Raw genomic sequence first — 17,977 nt, 5'->3', positions numbered from 1 at the left:
CGCATGACGATTGTACCGTTGGATGAAACCATGATGCGCCGCTGGGTCGCACTGCGCGCCCAGCTGGCGCCGCAGACGCCGCTGAGCCGCCACTGGCTTGAGGGCTGCGCGCTGCTGGATGCCGCCCCCTACGCCGCCCTGCTGGCGCTGGACGCCGAAGGTGAGGCGCAGGGGTTTGTGGAGATTGCGCTACAGCCGGAGACGTTACAGCGCAGTGCGCCTGCCCGGCTGCGGCTGTGCTGCCTGTTCGTATCGCCCGACCGGCGACGGCGCGGGGTGGCGACGGCGCTGATGGCGGCGGTGGCGGCCTGGGGACGGCAGCGTGGATGCGCGGAGATGGTGACGGCGGTGGCGCTGGAGGATAGGGCGCAGCAGCGTATGCTGGCTGCGCTGGGGTTGACCGAGCAGGCACGGCAGGTGACCTACCGTCTACCGCTGTGAGATGAGCCGCGCCGCAGAGGAGCGTCCCGGCTGGCGGGACGCGGGCAGGGCGATTATACGGTGGCCGGCGCCAGCGGGCGGGAGCCGTGGCGGCGCGCGCTTTTGATCCAGGTCACGGAGCCCATCACGGCGATCGCGGTCAGCAGGATGTACTCCAGCGACATGGCGTAGACCCCCTGGATGGCGTAGATCACCACGCTGATGATGTCGATCACCACCCATAGCAGCCAGTTCTCAACGTATTTGCGGGTCATCAGCACCATCGCGGCGATGGAGAGCACCAGCATGGTGGAATCCCACAGCGGGAAGGCATCCGGCTGCAGATCCGGCATCACGGCGGCCACGCCCATTCCCTGCAGCAGATCGATGGCGACGCGGGTGAGGACGGCGAACACCGGATCGATAAAGCGGGTCATCAGGGCAATGGCAACCAGGCAGACCAGGGCCAGGGTTAGCGCCTTGCCGCGCGACAGCCAGCGTACCCTGAGGGCAGCCTCGTTATCGCCGTTCTGCCGACTCCAGGCGTACCAGCCGTACAGGTTGGCGGCGAAGAAGAACACCTGCAGCAGCAGGCTAGCATACAGCTGGATCTGGAAAAAGATGGCGGCAAACAGGGTGACGTTGATCAGCCCAAACAGGTAGTTGATGATCTTCTCTTTGCTGGCAAACCAGATACACAGCAGGCCAAACAGCGTGCCGATGGCTTCGATCCATGACAGGGCATATCCGCCTTCGCCGAGGGGGATGTTTGCCATTACGTTGTTAATGCTGAAAAAATCCATATCAGTTCCCCTTGTTATAATCCTGTCGGATGGCGTTGAGGGCCAGCTCGATCTCTCGGGCTTCGCCGCGCTGGCTGTGCGCTTCCTGCTGCTGGTAGTCGTTGATGCCCTGCGCCAGCCCACCGCTGTGGGTGACCACCACGTTGAGCACCGAGGCGGTGCGCAGGCCGCGCAGCGCGCCAACCACCATCAGCGGCGCGGTTTCCATATCGGCGGCCAGAATACCGCGCGCCGACCATTCGGCGTCCAGCTCGGCCTCTCGGTCGGTGTAAAAGCTGTCGTGGCTGCGCACATAGCCACAGTGCGCCGGGAACGCCAGGCGTTCGGCCTCTGTGCGCAGCAGGTGCACCAGGCCGTTGTCGGCGCAGGCCGGGTAGCTGGCAGGCGCATAGGCGTGGCTGGTTCCCTCATCGCGCACCGCGCCGCTGGCGATCACCAGATCGCCCATCGCCATGTGATCCTGCAGGGCGCCGCAGCTGCCGATGCGGATCAGGGTGGTGATGCCGATGTGGCGCAGCTCCTCCACGGCGATGGCGGTCGATGCGCCGCCGATGCCGGTGGAGATGGCCAGGACTTCGATGCCGTGGAACTCGCCGCGCAGCGCGCGGAACTCGCGGTTTTGCCCCAGCGGCTCGACCTTCTCCAGAAAGCGGGCGACGTGCTCAACGCGCTGCGGATCGCCGGGCAGCAGCGCATAGCGTGCCTGGGTCATGGCGCGGCTCAGGCGGATGTGCGGTTGTAGTTCCATCGGGCTCCTCATACGTCTGTATTACAGACCGGCTTCACGCTGCAGGCTGTCGGGATCAAGCAGGGTAATATACTCCCCATCAACCGCGATAATCTGCTGCGCCTTCAGGGTGAACAGGATGCGATTGATGCTGCGCACAGCGGCGGCAAACTCGTGGCTGAGCTGCTGTTTGTCCAATGCGATGCGCTCGCTCTCCTGCTGCGCAAAGCGGTGCCACAGCGTCAGCGATACCCGCTGTTGCAGGGTATACAGGCTGTCGGCACCGGCCTTGGCAGACAGGTGATAATACTGCTGGCTGCAGGTACGCAGTATGCGTTGATTAAAATGGTTATCCAGCGCCAGCCAACGGTGGAAGTCATCGCGGGTGAGCTCCAGTAGACGCGTCTCGCGGGTGGCTTCGACCGAGCAAATATAGGGGCGCTGTTCAAATATTTCCAGCTCCCCCAAGATGTCTCCCTGGTGGTAGCGAGCCTGCTGATAACGGCGTCCGTCGTCAGCTTCAAAAAAGATGTCGGCTTCTCCCTGCAATATTAGTCGGAAATGCTGGCAGATATCGCCTTGCCGGCAGATCAGCCCGTTCTGAGCGACCGTTCGCGCGGACCAGCGGCGCATGATGCTCAGCGGACAGTGCTTAACCCAATCGTAGAGGGCGGCATTGGCGGTGACCTGTGCAATGATGGCCTGCCACGCTTCGCTGTGCATGCCGCAGTTAGCTTTGAACACTATAGATATTCCTTCGGTTACGGGACAGGACGGGCGTCCGCTGCGGCAGCAACGGGGGCGTAAAAACTGCCGACGGGCTCTGATATTACACACCCGCCCGGGACAAATGTCCCGGGCGGGTGTGTTGTGGCGGGATATGTGACGGCGATCTCGTTTGGATACGCCGCGGACGGACTCAGATCAGGACGATCAGCAGCAGCAGCCCCACCAGCATCACCGGCGCGGTGCGCTTGACCAGATCGAGCGGCGAGACGCCGACCATGCCGGCGACCACGATGGCGGCGGCGGAGAGCGGCGAGGCGGTGCGCCCCAGGTAGCTGGCGAAGGCGGCGGCGGTTCCCAGGCTGGTGCCATCCATGCCAAAGGCGGCGGCGTGGGGGGTTATGGCCTCGTTGAAGGCGTAGGCCGCGGCGTCGCCGGATCCTATCACGATGGCCATCAGAAACGGGCCGACGGTGCCGCCGAAGCGGGCAGCCTGCGGGTAGTCGATCAGCAGCGTTTTGGCGGCATCGATAAGCCCTATGGCGCTCAGGCCGGCCACAAAGACCCCGGCGCAGATGATAATGCCGAACACGTCGCTGTAGGCTTTGCCCATGCCGTCGAAGAAGGCGGGAATCGCTTTGCCCGGGTGGGTACGGGTGACCAGCAGGGTGGCGAGGATCCCCCACATGACCGCCTGCGGAACCCCCATCTTCAGCCAGCTGACGCCGCCGAAGGCGCCGAGCATCAGCAGGGTGACCGGCAGCAGCGGCATCAGCGCGGCCAGCAGATTGATCGGTTGGTGGTTGGCCTGCATCTCGCTTTCCAGCGTTGAGTGATAGCCGCGATGCTCACGGCGCAGCAGGGCGGTCAGCGTCATGCCGACCATGATCAGCAGCCCCAGCCACACCACGGTCATGGCGCGTGAGCCGATGATGGTCATCACGTCGCCACCGACGATCTTGGCCACCAGGGCCATGTGCGGACTGCCCGGATTGAGCAGGCTGGCGCCGAAGGTGCCCGCCAGTACCGCGGCGCCGGCCATCACCGGGTGGATACCCGCCGCCAGCTGCAGCGGGATCATGGTGATACCGGCGGCGGCGGCGGCTCCGGCGGCGCTGGGCAGCGCCAGCTGGACGAAGGTGGTCAGCAGAATGGTGCCGGGGATCAGCAGCAGACCGACGCGGCGCAGCGGTACGCTCAGCAGGCGTACCAGGTGGCGGTCACAGCCGGTAAACTTCATCACGGTGGCGAAGCCGATGGCCGACAGGATCGCCTGGATCAGCCCCTCGGAGACCATCTTCTGGGCAAAGCTGTTCATCGCCGCCATCGGATCGGCGGCCAGCAGGCACATCAGCAGGCCGGAGAACAGCAGCACGGTGCGGGTATCCTGGCGCTTGATCAACAGGATCACCGTCAGGATCAGGATCGCAATACCGGCAATAACTAACATGGTTTAGTCTCCCGAGACAGGGCGTTGGTAGATGACGTGGCGCTGCGTATCGTAGGGCGGCTCCTGCGCCAGCCGGGCACGCAGGGCATCGAACTCGGCCAGCCACTGGATGCGCCAACGCGCCTTGAGCGGCGCCGGCTGCCAGCAGGCGTCGATGGCGTTGGCCAGCATGGTTCGCACTCCGTCGAGATCGAAGCCGAACTCCTCCACCATGACCCGGTAGCATTCGGCGCCGTTGGTGTCGTGCATATGCCAGTCGTCGGTGGCCGGGATCAGGTTGATGCCCGCCGCCGCCATGCGGCGGATGGGATGGCATTGGCGCCACGTGTCGCGATCGGGCCAGCGCTTGAGGAAGAAGGTGTTGCTGGGCACCACGGTAAAGGGAACGCCGTCGCGGGCGCAGCGCGCCATCAGCTCGGGGTTATCGACGATGCTGTAGCCGTGATCGATGCGATCGAGGTGCAGCAGATCCAGTCCGCTCTCCACGTTACGCCAGTGCAGGCCGAACTCGCTGCAGTGGCCGGTCAGGCGCAGTCCGCCCTGACGCGCCAGACGGTAGGCTTTCCAGAAGTGCTCTATCGGCGCATCGTGTTCGCGGTAGTCGATGCCGATTCCGGGCACCAGCGGGTGCGGGTGCGATAGCACCGTCTCCACCATGCGTACGGCTTCTTCGGGACTCTTTTCGCGGTTGATGGCCGGCAGGAACAGCGCGTGGATATCCCAGCGCTGGGCGGCGCAGGCTAGTCCCTCCGCCAGCGCGGCGGTGACCTCGGCATAGGGCAGCGCGGTGTCAGAGGGGTTCCAGAACAGCTCCAGGTGGCGTACGCCGGTCGCCGCGGCGTCCTCGGCCACCTCCTGCATGACCCGGCAGTAGTCCTGGGGGCGCGTCAGCAGCGGGTAGAGGAAATTAAGGGCGGCGATACCGCCTTTGACCTGACCGGTCTCCGCCTGATAGCGGCGGTAGAAGCTCTTGGCATCGCGTTCACTGAGGGTCACGCCCGCCTGCTTCGCCAGGTCGCGCATCGTCTCTAGGCGAACGCCGCCCAGCAGGTGGTAGTGCAGATCCAGTTTGGGGAATCTGGCCAGAAAATCCGGCCAGGTAATCGTTTGCGTCGCTGGCATTGACCTATCCCGCGGCAGAAAAAGGGAAAGGCGCATCATAGGGGAGCGCGCGCCGGGCGTGAAATGCTATTCCGGCATGGCTCAGGCCGATTCGGCACCGGGGCCGGTTTTTCGCCGGCGCTCAGCGCGCCGGCGCGGGCGGCGGCCAGAAGGCATGGTCGGCGGCGATGCGCTGCGCCAGCCGCTGCCAGAAGGCCTCGGCGCGCTGGTGCAGGCGGGCGCGGTTGCGATAGAGGCGGATCTGATAGGGGACGCGCCAGCGCTGGCGATCCACGGCTACCAGCCGGCCCTCCGCCAGCTCTGCGCCGATCTGGCAGTCGGCGAGCCAGGTCAGGCCGTGGCCGCGCAGCGCCATCTGGCGGTGCAGATCGCACAGCGAGGCCTCAAACAGCGGCTGGGCGGGGAAGGGATACTGGGGCATCAGACGCTCTACCATGCGGGCGCTGTAGGAGTCCGGGGTGTAGCGCAGCACCGGCACCGGTTGTTCGCCCGGTTGAAAACGGGCCTGGCCGTTGGTATCGGGGGCGCTGACCAGCAGCAGATCGCCGCGCCCGAGCAGCAGGTTGTCAAACGGCGGCTGTAGCAGGGCGTGGTTATCAAAGGCCAGCAGGAAGTCACTCTCACCCTCCATCAGCGCCTCGACGGCGAAGTCCACCCGCAGAATATCAACGCCGAAGGGTAAGGGCGCCGGGTCGTCCGCGGTGACCGCGGCGATCAGGTCGAGCAGAAAAGGGGAGGAGAGGCTGTGGGGAGCGCTGAAACGTACCGGATGGAGCAGAGCCTGCGGGCGTCCGTTGATGTTGTTCAGCCCTTCGCGCCATTGGTTGGTCATGGCGTGGGCCAGCAGGCGAAACTGGTAGCCGGCGGGCGTCAGGGTCACCGGCGTGGTGCTGCGATCGACCAACTGCTGACCCACGCTCTGCTCCAGCGCCCGAATATGGCGGCCAAAGGCCGGCTGAGTGATATTGCGGCTGGCGGCGGCGCGGGAAAAGTTACGCAGCTCTGCCAGTGCCAGAAAGTCTTCAAGCCAGCCTATCTCCATCTCTGCTCCCCCTCCGCGGTTCTCCGGATGCTCCCCGCTATCCTGCCCTCTCGGCCAGTGGTATGACAACCCCGTCGCGCGATTCTCAGTGAATAATATATTTTTTCCGAACATACATGTAGGGAAAATAATTTGAATGATAAATATGGAGATTAAATCATCGGTATTTACGATGTAATTAAGCTGCTCAATTCGAATTATTTGGTGATCGAAGGCGCAGAATTGTATCTCTGATAAGAGAATTACCGAAAATGTGAGGCATGCACTGCCTACTTATCCGATAGCTAAAATAAGATGTCATACAGAAATTGGCGTAATTACTTATTTGTTCAGACCAAAAGTAACACATATTCAACCAATATCAGGGAGCCTTGCCATATGAAACTGAAAACTTTTTCCCGTCATATCCTCTGTGCAGCCGTGCTTTCTCTGATCGCTGGCGGCGCACAGGCAGCAGAGAAAGTCACGCTGAAACTGGCTCATAACCTTGAGCGCAGCCACGTTGTGCACCAAGCCTTCGAGCAGATGGCGAAAGAGGTACAACAACTTTCTAACGGCAATATGCGTATCCGTATTTACCCCAGCAGCCAGATGGGCAGCGCCCGCGAAACCCTCGAGCTGTTGCAGAACGGCGCGCTGGATATGACCAAAGGCTCCGGTAGCGATCTGGAATCATTCGATAACGTCTACGCCATTTATAATATGCCGTACCTGTTTAAGGATCAGCAGCACTTTAATAACGTCGTCTATGGTCCGGTCGGCAAAGAGATTATGGATTCCACCAAGGATAAGGGCTTCTTCGCCATGTCCGCCTACGTCGCCGGTACCCGCAGCTTCTATGCCAAGAAGCCGATCACCTCGCCCGCCGATCTGAAAGGGATGAAAATCCGCGTTCAGGCCAGCCCGACCACCATCAAGATGGTGGAGCTGATGGGCGGCTCTCCGACGCCGATCTCCTTCGGCGAGGTGTATACCGCCATGCAGCAGGGCGTGGTGGATGGCGCGGAGAACAACATACCTTCCTGGGTGCAGACCCGCCACATCGAAATCGCCAACGTCCTGTCTGAAGATGAGCACGCCTCGATTCCGGACTACCTGGTCATCGCCACCAAAACCTGGGAGAAGCTGACCCCGGAGCAGCAGGCCATCCTGACCAAAGCCGCCCGCAATTCTGAAGTCTACCAGCAGAAGCTGTGGGATCAGGTCGATGCCGAGTCCCGCGCGCAGGCCAAAGCGATGGGTGCCAGCATCGTAACCGTAGACAAGGCACCGTTCCGTGCCGCCGTACAGCCGCTGTATGACGAGTTCCGCAAGGATCCGCAGCAGGCCGCGCTGCTGGACAAGTTCGAAGCCGCCGCGCAGTAACGCCGTTATGCGCGGGCGAGAGATACGCCCGCGCCGTTTCATCCCGCTATTTGGATAGACCGTATGATTCTCGATCGGATCAAAAAAATCGTCGACCGCAGTATCGCCTCGTTTGCGGTGGTGGTGATGGTGGCGCTGGTGGCCTGCGTCGTCTGGCAGGTATTCAGCCGTTATGTGCTCAGTCAGCCCAGTACCCTGACTGATGAACTGGCGCGTTTTCTGATGATTTGGGTCGGCCTGCTGGGTGCCGCCTATACCGTGGGCGCCCAGCGCCATCTGTCGATTGATCTGCTGGCAATGTCGGTCAGTGCCCGTACCCAGGCCGCGCTGAGCGTGCTGGTCAATCTGCTGGTGATGGTGTTCTCGTTCCTGGTAATGATCGTTGGGGGGCGAATGCTGATCGAAAAGACCCTGGAGACGGCGCAGCTGTCGGCGGCGATGCAGATCCCGATGGGGTATGTCTATTTTATTCTGCCGCTGAGCGGCGCCATCATCATTTTTTATAGTCTGTACTTTGTGATCAGTGGAATGAAGAAACTGGCCATCCCGCAAGGAGTGAATAACTGATGGAGAGCTATATCGCCCTGACCCTGTTTGGCAGCTTCTTCTTTCTGGTGTTTGTCGGTGTGCCGATTTCATTCTCTATCGGTATCGCCACCTTTGCCTCCATGCTGCTGATGTTTCCGTGGGAGATCGCTACCATTACCGTCGCGCAGCGTCTGGCCAACGGGCTGGATAACTTTGCGCTGCTGGCAATACCGTTCTTTATCTTTGCCGGCACCCTGATGAACAGCGGCGGTATCGCCATTCGATTGATCAACCTGGCACAGGTGATGGTAGGACGTGTGCCCGGCTCCCTGGGGCACGTTAACGTGCTGGCCAACATGATGTTCGGCTCCATCTCCGGCTCGGCGGTGGCGGCGGCGGCGGCGGTGGGGGGGACCCTGCACCCGATCCAGACCCGCGAAGGCTATGATCCGGCCTTCTGTACGGCGGTGAACGTGTCGTCCTGTATCACCGGGCTGTTGATTCCGCCGTCCAACGTGCTGATCGTCTTCTCCCTGACCGCCGGCGGCGTGTCGGTGGCGTCGCTGTTCCTGGCCGGCTATCTGCCGGGGATCCTGATGGGGCTGTCGATCATGGTGGTGTGCGCCTTTATCGCCAAGGCGCGTAACTATCCGGTCAGCGCGCGTCCGACCCTGCGTCAGGCAGGTAAAGCTTTCTGGGATGCCTGGCCCAGCTTGCTGCTGGTATTCATCGTGATGGGCGGGATCCTCGGTGGTGTCTTTACCGCGACCGAAGCCTCGGCGATCGCCGTGGTGTACACCTTTGTGCTGTCGGTGCTGATTTATCGCGAAGTGAAGTGGCGTGATTTGCCGCGGCTGATCCTGGAGTCGGTGGTGACGACCTCCATCGTACTGCTGCTGATTGGCTTCTCCGTCGGCATGTCCTGGGCGATGACCAACGCGGATATCCCTTACATGATCAGCGATGCGCTGATGGGGATTTCGGAAAATCCGATCGTCATCCTGCTGCTGATCAACATTGTGCTGCTGATCGTCGGTATCTTTATGGATATGACCCCGGCGGTCCTGATCTTTACCCCGATCTTCCTGCCGATCGCACAGGAGCTGGGGATGGATCCGGTACACTTCGGGATCATGATGGTCGCCAACCTGTGTATCGGCCTGCTGACGCCGCCGGTCGGTAGCGCGCTGTTCGTCGGCTGCTCTATCTCCGGCGTGAAGATCCAGCAGCTGATTAAGCCGCTGCTGCCCTTCTACCTGGCGCTGATCGTTGCGCTGATGATGATCACCTATATCCCGCAGATCTCCCTGTTTGTGCCGCAGCTGTTCGGCCTGATGTAAGCGGAGTCACAACCCGGAAGGCAGAGTTTATCTCTGCCTTTTCGCATTTTTCCACCCGCCGTCGGGTATCAATCCCCCGCGTTTTTAGTGAACCGCGGGGGATTTTTCATTACCGCGCCCGGTCTGCGCTGACATCAAGAGCGCGGCGCCGTTAGCGTTCCCCTCCAACGCGCGCTGCCGGCATCCGGTTTTTTAACGGTGCGATGCCGATGCCCTGCGCGATCCCATCCAGCGTCAGCTTACCCTATGGGGTAATCCGGTAGCCTTTCCGTGTTTATCCTGCTGCGCGCGCGGCAGTACGCTCTTCACGCCGACGTTGCTATCGTTGGTCAGCGCCAGCGTTGTGCTGTCGATGCGCGCCAGCCACGCGGCTTTCTTCTGTTGCCAGCCCAGCTTACGCAGGTCAGCCGCCGGCGTGTGTCCACGAGCGTTATGCCACGCTGTGCCAGGTTCGCGGCCGGCCGGTCAAATGTGCTCAGGTCGCTGGCGTGAGCCTGGTCGACTGCCTCGGGGGGCATGGCGTCGTCGTGTTCTACCAGCAGGATACGCTGGGTATCGGTCGCTACGATATCGCCGATCCCGGCGTCACTGCGCTTAGCATCTGCCGCGGCATCGATCGGATAGCCGTACACCGCCGTTTTACCGCAGGCCGGATCAACGCTGACCAGGCGGATCAACAGTGCTCGGCGTCAACGCCACGCACCGTTACGGGATACGTCCTAGCGCCCTATAACGCCGAGGGGCAGAAAATGATACGGCACTGAAATCGGCGGGAAGCTATCGGTCGGGCGGAGGGGGAAACGGGCAGTATTATGCCCGTGTGGCGCGGCCTGACGGGATGTTTCAGCAAAACCAGCGGGGGGCTTCGTTATCACCGAATTATCTGGTCTGACAGCTCACAAAAAGCAGATTTAGTCGCGCGGAGAATTGCGCCGTCGGTTGCCTGTGAGATAATGAACCGGTTCGCAGGATTCGGCTAAAATCCCGCTGAACGACTCCCGATTCTGACAGATCGGGTTCAGAAAGCAGAGAGGCTCTCCCCCCTCTGCTTTCGCTTTTCTGCCCCGCGTCATCCCCCCGCTCCGTCGCCTGCGCGCCGCGTATACAGTCTGCGTCTCTGCTACGATGAACGACCACTTCCACCTTCGCGCTTACATCCGCGTTCACCTCCAGCTCCACGTCTACCTCCGCGTCCACCTCTGTCCCGCGTTATACGCGTGCGGCTATCGCCGACAGGGGGCCGGTGCGCCGGCTCTCTGCGGTGTGGCGGCGATCACGTAGACTGCAACCGGTTTCTGAAACCGGTTGCAGTCTCTTTTTGCCGCAGTCTATACTGCGGAGCGGGGTGCCCGCGGGGCGCAGAGTAAGCGATGGCGTGACGCCGAGGAGCTACGGTCATGGGATTTCCCGAGGGATTTTTGTGGGGGGCGGCGACGGCGGCCTATCAGGTTGAAGGGGCGCATGACGCCGACGGCAAAGGGCGCTCCGTGTGGGACGTTTACTCACATCGGCCCGGCACGACCTACCAGGGCAGCAACGGTGATGTGGCGGCCGACCACTATCACCGCTTTCGTGAGGATGTCGCCCTGATGGCCGAGCTGGGGATGACCTCATACCGCTTCTCACTCTCGTGGTCGCGGCTGCTGCCGGAGGGAACCGGGCGGGTCAATGAGGCGGGCGTGCGCTTTTACAGCGAGCTTATCGATGCGCTGCTGCAGCATAATATCCGTCCGATGATCACGCTATACCATTGGGATTTGCCGCAGGCGCTGCAGGATCGCTTCGGCGGCTGGGCCGATCGCCGCATCGTAGAGGCCTTTGAGGAGTACGCCAGTCTGTGTTACGCCCGCTTCGGCGATCGGGTCGATCTGTGGTCGACCTTTAACGAAACCATCGTCTTTATCAGTATGGGGTACTTTACCGGCCAGCATCCTCCGGGGCTGAAGGATCCGCGCATCGGCATTCAGGCCTGTCACCATGTATTTCTGGCCAACGCGCGGGCGGTAAAGCGTTTTCGCGAGATGGGCGTGGCTGGGCAGATCGGCTTCGTTAACGTGATGCAGCCGAACGATCCCATCAGTCAACGTCCTGAGGATCTGCGCGCCTGCGCGCTGGCCGAAGGGATCTACACCCACTGGCTGTTCGATCCGGTACTGAAGGGCCGCTATCCGGCGGAGCTGCTGGCGATGGCGCAGCAGGCGTTTGGCGTACCGCAGTTTGCCCCGGGCGATGCGGCGTTGCTGCGGGAGAACACCGTCGATTTTATCGGACTGAACTACTACAAACGCGAGATGATCGCCGCCAATGAGGATATACAGGGCTTTGATCTCAATACCAGCGGAGAGAAGGGCAGCGGCGGCGGCATGGGGTTTAAGGGGCTGTTTAAGATCGTACGCAACCCCGATGGCGTCTACTCCGACTGGGACTGGGAGATCTATCCGCAGGGGCTGACGGAGGCGATTGCGCGCATTCGTCGGCGCTACGGCGCGATCCCCATCTATATCACCGAGAACGGACTGGGGGCCAAAGATCCCATCACCGACGCTGAGATAGCCGATCAGCCCCGTATCGACTACCTGCGCGACCATATCGCCGCCGTCGAGCAGGCTATCGCCGAGGGCGCCGACGTGCGCGGCTACTACCCCTGGTCGTTTATCGATCTGCTCTCGTGGCTGAACGGTTACCAGAAGCAGTATGGCTTCGTGTATGTCGATCGGCAGCGGGATCTGGCGCGGCGCAAGAAGCGCAGCTTCTACTGGTATCAGCAGGTGATCCGCAGCAACGGCGCCCAGCGTTAAGTCCTGTCCTCCCGACGGCGCCGCCCGGCTGGTTTTTCCCGCCTCAGCGTTTATGATAAAGGGATAGGGCCGCCGTTGGCGGCAGACAGAGACGGTCGCGTTGCCGTCGCAGTGCAGGAGTGGTCTCTCAGTAACGATGAACGGACGGAGCAGAGGTTTCTTTGGCCTGATCCTGGCCCTGAGTGTCATGATCGCGGGCGGTGCGGCGCTGGCGCAGCACCATGTGCGCGGGGCCAGTGATGAACAGGCGCGACAGACGGAAGCGTCGATCGAGCAGCTGACGCGTCAGGCGCGGGTGGTGGCCTATCTCCAGGCGAACCAGCGGCTGCCTGACTACTATATTACCAAGCGCCAGGCGCGGGCGGCGGGCTGGGATCCCGCACGCGGCAACCTGTGCCAGGCGGTGCCGGGGCGGGCCATCGGCGGCGATCGTTTCGCCAACCGCGAGGGGCGTCTGCCGCAGCAGGCGCACCGGATCTGGCGTGAGGCCGATATAAACTATCGCTGTGGCCGTCGTCAGGCGGATCGTGTACTGTACTCTAACGACGGTCTGATTTATGTCACCCGTGATCACTATCGACACTTTACCCGTATGGAGTGATCGCCATGCAAAAAGTCCAGTTTGATTTTAACCAGATAGCCGATTTAGCGGCGTTCTATCGCCAGTTTTCCCGGGCCTTTACGCTGGCGCCGAGGTTTGGCAACAACCTTGATGCGCTGTGGGATGCGCTGACCGGCGATATCGGGATGCCGCTGGAGATTACGTTCGTCAACTTCGACGCCGCGAAAAGGCGACGCTTTGCAGCGCTGGTGCTGCTGTTTGAGGACGCCGAAGAGGAGCTGGAGGGCGAGTTGCGCTTTAATACCTACGATAGAGCGGCCTAATACGCGGGGAAACGGCGCTACCGGCCAAGCGGCCGGCAGGCGCGTTGTATCAGTCGTTTGTTTCTGCCAGCGTGCGCAGATATTGGAAAATCTGACGTGCGGATTTGGGGGGCTTGTTACCGTCCCGCTCTTTTTTGGCGTTGCGGATCAGGGCACGCAGCTGCTGGCGGTCGGCGTGGGGATAGAGGTTGAGAACCTCGGTGATCGTCTCATCGCCATCGTTGATCAGACGGTCGCGCAGCTGTTCTAGCTTATGGAACAGAGCAACCTGCTGATTGTGGCGGTTTTTCAGCTTATCCAGCGCCGTCTGGATCGGCTCGGGATCGCGCTGGCGCAGCAGTTTACCGATCAGCTGCAGCTGGCGACGACGCCCCTCTTTCTTGATGCGCTGCGCTAGCTCAATTGCGGCGCGCAGATCTTCATCCAGCGGGATGCGGTCCAGCGCATTTTTCCCGAGGTCTACCAGTTCGGCCCCCAGGGCTTTCAGGGCTTCGGCATCGCGTTTGATTTCGCTTTTGCTGACCCAGATGATTTCATCATCATCTTCGTTCTCTTGTTGGCCTGGGATCTCGTCCAGCCACTCTTCGTCTGGATGTTTGTGCATGGCAGTTTCCTTAAAAAATGGCGCACATCCTAACAGGTGTACGCGTGCGTGTCGCGCAATTATCGGCCCGCGCCGACGCCGCGGTCGATGGATGACCCGTAAGACGGTTTCCCGTGCAGAAGTATATACCCGGCGCCCGTTTTACGGCAGGGAATGTTCGCCATCGCCATCGCCCCCACGCGCCGCGCTGTAGCGCCGGAAAATAGCGCGTTACGCCTGGTCTGTCGCGCGACGGTGACGGCGGATCGGCGCAGTGCGCTGAAATTAATACTCTGATTAATAATACATATTAATATTTAATTGGCGGATTGTGATCTGATGGGGGATATATAATATTTTGCTAAATCGTCTTTTTTGATCTGTTAACGGTGGCGGAAAGTGGGACCGAACACGGAACGTCGGTCAGGGAAAATTAATTTGTCATAGGTTTTGACTCGAAAGACAATATAATTATAATGCCGCGGTCTAAATTAATATAGGTTAGTTATGTCAGATTTGTTGAAGTCACTGAATAATATTCGTACGCTGCGTGCCTATGCACGCGAAACCCAGATTACCGTTCTGGAAGATATGCTGGATAAGCTGCGCGCCGTGGTAAGCGAGCGCCGTGAAGAGATCGAGCAGGCTGAGAGCAGCCGCCGCGAGCGTGAAGAGAAGCTGAAGTCCTACCGCGAAATGCTGATGGCCGAAGGGATCTCTCTGGATGATTTACTGGAGATGGAAAAGGTCACTGAGCGTAAAGCTAAGCGTGCGCCGCGTCCGGCTAAATATGAATATCTGGATGAGAACGGCGAAATTAAGCAGTGGACCGGCCAGGGCCGCATGCCGAAAATGATCAAGAGTGAAGTCGACGCCGGTAAATCCCTGGATGATTTCCTGATCAAATAAATTCTCCGACCGTCATGATGCTCCCCGTCAGCGCGGGGCATGGCGGTCGCGCCGTTATTTGCGGCGGCGCCGCGCGTCCCGTCTTTTTCTTATCTCATCCCTTCGCTGGGTCGCGCTGCGCCTGCGGCACGGCACTCGCACCGCGGCGGGTCTGCGCCGGGACATGCGCTGGCAACGAAATTCGCTGCGCTTCCTGTTACACTCATAGCTGCTGTTCCCTCATTGGGCGCCGTTGTCCCTGGGCGGTTGTCGGCGATCGCGCCGGCCTGTACCGCTGCCGGCTGTCCGCGGGAGATACGGCCCTGTATTACTCAGGCTGCGGCCTGTTGTCATAGCCGACGGCGCGGTGTCGTCCGGTTTAACCGTTTTGCAATCATGGCGGATTAATGAAAGTCATCAATCAGGTAGCAGAGCAGCGCAAGGCGCTGGAAGAGGCCGTGGCGCAGGCGCTGACGCTGGCGCAGGCCGGAGCGGATGCGGCAGAGGTGGCGGTGACCCGGACCACCGGCATCAGCGTCAGCACCCGCTTTGGTGAGGTCGAGAACGTCGAGTTTAACAGCGACGGCGCGCTAGGGATCACCGTCTACCATCAGCAGTGTAAAGGCAGCGCCTCCTCGACCGATCTCAGCCCGCAGGCCATCGCGCGTACGGTGCAGGCGGCGTTGGATATTGCGCGCTACACCTCTCCTGACCCCTGCGCCGGGCCGGCGCCGTGCGATCTGCTGGCGTTTGAGGCGCCGGATCTGGATCTGTTTCACCCGGCGGAGCTGAACGCTGAGCAGGCGATTGCGCTGGCGGCAGAGGCCGAGCAGGCGGCCCTGAGCGCCGATGCGCGAATCAGCAATACCGAGGGCGGTAGCTTCAACAGCCACTATGGCATCCGTGTCTTCGGCAACAGCCACGGCATGCTGCAGAGCTACTGCTCCAGCCGCCACTCCCTGTCCAGCTGCGTGATTGCCGAGCAGGACGGCGACATGGAGCGCGATTACGCCTATACCATCTCCCGCGATATGGATGACCTGCGCTCCGCGCGCTGGGTCGGCGAGGAGTGCGCCCGCCGAACGCTGGCGCGCCTGGCACCGCGTCGTCTGCCCACCATGCAGGCGCCGGTGATGTTTGCCGCAGAGGCCGCCACCGGGCTGTTCGGCCATCTGGTCGGGGCGATTAGCGGCAGCAGCGTGTACCGCAAGTCCACCTTTTTACTCGATAGCCTGGGCCAGCAGATCCTGCCCTCCTGGCTGACCATTGATGAGCAGCCGCACCTGCTGCGCGGTCTGGCGTCGACCCCGTTCGACAGCGAAGGGGTACGCACCACGCCGCGCCGTATTGTACAGGACGGCGTGCTGCAGACCTGGCTGCTGACCAGCTATTCGGCGCGTAAGCTGGGGCTGCATAGCACCGGTCACGCAGGCGGTATTCATAACTGGCGTATCGCCGGCCGCGGGCTGGGATTTGAACAGATGCTGCGCGAGATGGGGCGCGGCTTCCTGGTCACCGAGCTGATGGGGCAGGGGGTGAGCGCGGTGACCGGCGACTATTCGCGCGGCGCATCCGGTTTCTGGGTGGAGAACGGCGAGATCCAGTACCCGGTGAGCGAGGTTACCATCGCTGGCAATCTGCGCGACATGTGGGCCAACATGGTCACCATCGGCGACGATATTGAAACGCGCAGCAACATTCAGTGCGGCTCGGTGCTGCTGGACAGCATGCAGATCGCCGGGGAGTGAAGGGGGTCTCATCGCCTCGGCGCGGATAAAAAAACCGCATGGCAGGCGCCATGCGGTAGCGTGGGGCGATGTGTTTAGCGCGAGCCAATGTTGCGCAGCGATTTGCCGGCCATCAGATTACGCTCGATGTGCTCCAGGGAGATATTCTTGGTCTCCGGGATCAGCGCCAGGGTAATGAAGATGAAGATCAGGTTCAGGGCGGCGTAGACCCAGAAGGTGTGGGCGCTGCCCAGATTGTTCAGCATGGTCAGGAAGGTTGCCCCGACGATCATGTTGGCGATCCAGTTGGTGGCGGTGGAGCAGGTGATGCCGAAGTCGCGCCCTTTCAGCGGCTGGATTTCGGAGCACAGCACCCAGATCAGCGGGCCGGCGCTCATGGCGAAGCCGACGATAAACAGCAGCAGCATAAAGATGGCGAAGTACTGCACTACGCTGGAGGTAATGCCGATGTTCATCATGGTGCCCAGGGTGCCCATCCCGACGGCCATGACGATAAAGCCCAGGATCAGCGTTGGCTTACGGCCCCAGCGGTCCACCAGACCGATGGCGATGAAGGTGGCCAGTACGTTGACCAGACCGACGATCACCGTTCCCCACATCTGCTGTTCGGTGCTGGCAAAGCCGGCCAGATCGAAGATTTTCGGCGCGTAATACATAATGACGTTCATCCCGGTAAACTGCTGCATGACCTGCAGCAGGATCCCCAGATAGACCGCCCGGCGAAAGTTGCTGTTCTGCAGGAACAGCGTCCAGCCGCTCTGCTTCAACTTCAGACTGTCACGAATATCGTTCAGCTCATCCTGGGCCTGCTGGCTGCTGTCGCGCAGCTTTTCCAGCACCTGGCGCGCCTGTTCGTGGCGGTTACGGGAGGCCAGCCAGCGTGGGCTGTCCGGCAGGAAGAAGACCCCCAGCAGCAGCACGATGGCCGGGATGGTGATCACCCCCAGCATCCAGCGCCAGGAGCCGGTATAGCTAAAGGCGGTATCGGACAGATAGGCGCCGAGGATCCCGATGGTGATCATCAGCTGGTACATCGAGATCATGCTGCCGCGGATGCGCTCCGGGGCGATCTCGGACAGGTAGATCGGCGCAGTGTAGGAGGCGATGCCGACGGCCAGCCCCAGCAGGATGCGCGACAGGATCAGAATATCGACGTTAGGGGCGAAGGCGGAACACAGGGAGCCGACGACGAACAGAATCGCCCCGATCATCAGGCTGTATTTACGCCCCATACGGTGGTTCATCCAGCCGCTGCCAACGGCGCCGACGGCGGCCCCGAACATCATCGAGCTGACGACCCATTCCTGCTGCGAGCTGGTGATGTTAAAGGTATCGGTAATAAACGGCAGTGCACCGGCGATCACCCCGATATCCAGACCAAACAGTAGACCCGCCAGCGCGGCCAGAAAGCAGACAAAGAACGTCATGCCGGCGTTGGAACGGGCATGGGGTACGGCGGATGTATTGACGGTAGTACTCATACTGCCTCCAAACAGGATCATTTCTCTGATGCCGCCATGGTAAGAATTGCCCGCTGACTATAAAGTGCGCA

At 61.3% G+C, this 17,977-nt stretch carries 18 protein-coding genes; 10 read left to right on the top strand and 8 right to left on the bottom strand.

Translation table 11 applies throughout. The features are described from left to right. The first annotated feature begins 3 nt into the window (after positions 1–3). Positions 4–441, top strand: a complete 438-nt coding sequence (locus ETEE_RS05345; protein WP_034164738.1) for a GNAT family N-acetyltransferase — start codon at positions 4–6, stop codon at positions 439–441. Between the two features lie 53 nt (positions 442–494). Here the strand turns inward: ETEE_RS05345 and pnuC are convergent, their stop codons facing one another. The 6 genes from pnuC to ETEE_RS05315 all read right to left on the bottom strand — a co-directional run bounded on the left by pnuC (position 495) and on the right by ETEE_RS05315 (position 6,290). Further along, complete coding sequence (gene pnuC / locus ETEE_RS05340) at positions 495–1,223, bottom strand: nicotinamide riboside transporter PnuC (RefSeq protein ID WP_034164737.1); 729 nt, start codon at positions 1,221–1,223, stop codon at positions 495–497. 1 nt (position 1,224) lies between these two features. Continuing rightward, positions 1,225–1,971, bottom strand: a complete 747-nt coding sequence (locus ETEE_RS05335) for a nucleoside phosphorylase (RefSeq protein WP_034164736.1) — start codon at positions 1,969–1,971, stop codon at positions 1,225–1,227. A gap of 21 nt (positions 1,972–1,992) precedes the next feature. Continuing rightward, entirely contained in the window at positions 1,993–2,694 is a 702-nt protein-coding gene (locus ETEE_RS05330; protein ID WP_034164735.1) for a Crp/Fnr family transcriptional regulator, read from the bottom strand. A gap of 175 nt (positions 2,695–2,869) precedes the next feature. After that, positions 2,870–4,126: a C4-dicarboxylate transporter DcuC gene (gene dcuC / locus ETEE_RS05325; protein ID WP_034164733.1), complete on the bottom strand. Its 1,257-nt coding sequence runs from the start codon at positions 4,124–4,126 to the stop codon at positions 2,870–2,872. A 3-nt stretch (positions 4,127–4,129) separates the two neighbouring features. Beyond that, complete coding sequence (locus ETEE_RS05320; RefSeq protein ID WP_034164731.1) at positions 4,130–5,248, bottom strand: adenosine deaminase family protein; 1,119 nt, start codon at positions 5,246–5,248, stop codon at positions 4,130–4,132. Between the two features lie 121 nt (positions 5,249–5,369). After that, positions 5,370–6,290: a LysR family transcriptional regulator gene (locus tag ETEE_RS05315; RefSeq protein ID WP_034164730.1), complete on the bottom strand. Its 921-nt coding sequence runs from the start codon at positions 6,288–6,290 to the stop codon at positions 5,370–5,372. Positions 6,291–6,668: 378 nt separating this feature from the next. Here ETEE_RS05315 and ETEE_RS05310 point away from each other — a divergent pair, with 378 nt between their 5' ends. The 7 genes from ETEE_RS05310 (at position 6,669) to ETEE_RS05280 (ending at position 13,206) form a co-directional block, all read left to right on the top strand. Then, positions 6,669–7,655 carry a TRAP transporter substrate-binding protein gene (locus ETEE_RS05310; RefSeq protein WP_034164729.1) on the top strand — a complete coding sequence of 329 codons (987 nt, stop codon included), beginning with the start codon at positions 6,669–6,671 and terminating at the stop codon, positions 7,653–7,655. A 63-nt stretch (positions 7,656–7,718) separates the two neighbouring features. After that, on the top strand, positions 7,719–8,222 hold the full coding sequence (locus tag ETEE_RS05305; protein WP_034164728.1) for a TRAP transporter small permease: 504 nt from the start codon (positions 7,719–7,721) through the stop codon (positions 8,220–8,222). Continuing rightward, complete coding sequence (locus ETEE_RS05300) at positions 8,222–9,523, top strand: TRAP transporter large permease (protein WP_034164727.1); 1,302 nt, start codon at positions 8,222–8,224, stop codon at positions 9,521–9,523. The genes ETEE_RS05305 and ETEE_RS05300 overlap by 1 nt, the downstream gene beginning before the upstream one ends. Before the next feature lie 488 nt (positions 9,524–10,011). Beyond that, positions 10,012–10,287, top strand: a complete 276-nt coding sequence (locus ETEE_RS21180) for a hypothetical protein (RefSeq protein ID WP_144242797.1) — start codon at positions 10,012–10,014, stop codon at positions 10,285–10,287. Positions 10,288–10,920: 633 nt separating this feature from the next. Continuing rightward, positions 10,921–12,321, top strand: a complete 1,401-nt coding sequence (locus tag ETEE_RS05290; RefSeq protein WP_034164726.1) for a GH1 family beta-glucosidase — start codon at positions 10,921–10,923, stop codon at positions 12,319–12,321. A 136-nt stretch (positions 12,322–12,457) separates the two neighbouring features. Beyond that, entirely contained in the window at positions 12,458–12,922 is a 465-nt protein-coding gene (locus ETEE_RS05285; RefSeq protein ID WP_034164725.1) for a ribonuclease domain-containing protein, read from the top strand. A gap of 5 nt (positions 12,923–12,927) precedes the next feature. Next, on the top strand, positions 12,928–13,206 hold the full coding sequence (locus ETEE_RS05280) for a barstar family protein (RefSeq protein ID WP_034164724.1): 279 nt from the start codon (positions 12,928–12,930) through the stop codon (positions 13,204–13,206). A 49-nt stretch (positions 13,207–13,255) separates the two neighbouring features. Here the strand turns inward: ETEE_RS05280 and yjgA are convergent, their stop codons facing one another. Continuing rightward, the gene (gene yjgA, locus ETEE_RS05275) at positions 13,256–13,810 is read right to left on the bottom strand and encodes a ribosome biogenesis factor YjgA (protein ID WP_012849792.1); all 555 of its coding nucleotides are present in this window, start codon (positions 13,808–13,810) and stop codon (positions 13,256–13,258) included. 486 nt (positions 13,811–14,296) lie between these two features. On the opposite strand from yjgA, the gene ETEE_RS05270 reads away from it, so the two are divergent. After that, complete coding sequence (locus ETEE_RS05270; RefSeq protein WP_034164722.1) at positions 14,297–14,698, top strand: H-NS family histone-like protein; 402 nt, start codon at positions 14,297–14,299, stop codon at positions 14,696–14,698. A gap of 386 nt (positions 14,699–15,084) precedes the next feature. Then, a complete protein-coding gene (gene pmbA, locus ETEE_RS05265; protein ID WP_034164721.1) occupies positions 15,085–16,425 on the top strand; it encodes a metalloprotease PmbA in 1,341 nt (446 codons plus the stop codon). A 74-nt stretch (positions 16,426–16,499) separates the two neighbouring features. Here the strand turns inward: pmbA and ETEE_RS05260 are convergent, their stop codons facing one another. After that, positions 16,500–17,906, bottom strand: coding sequence for a sugar porter family MFS transporter (locus ETEE_RS05260; RefSeq protein WP_034164748.1), 1,407 nt, complete (start codon positions 17,904–17,906; stop codon positions 16,500–16,502). Between the last annotated feature and the right edge of the window lie 71 nt (positions 17,907–17,977).

This window comes from Edwardsiella anguillarum ET080813 (genome assembly GCF_000264765.2).
Lineage (GTDB): Bacteria > Pseudomonadota > Gammaproteobacteria > Enterobacterales > Enterobacteriaceae > Edwardsiella > Edwardsiella anguillarum.
Note: the sequence above shows the minus strand (reverse complement) of the source record. Positions and strands in the feature narration are given on the sequence as shown.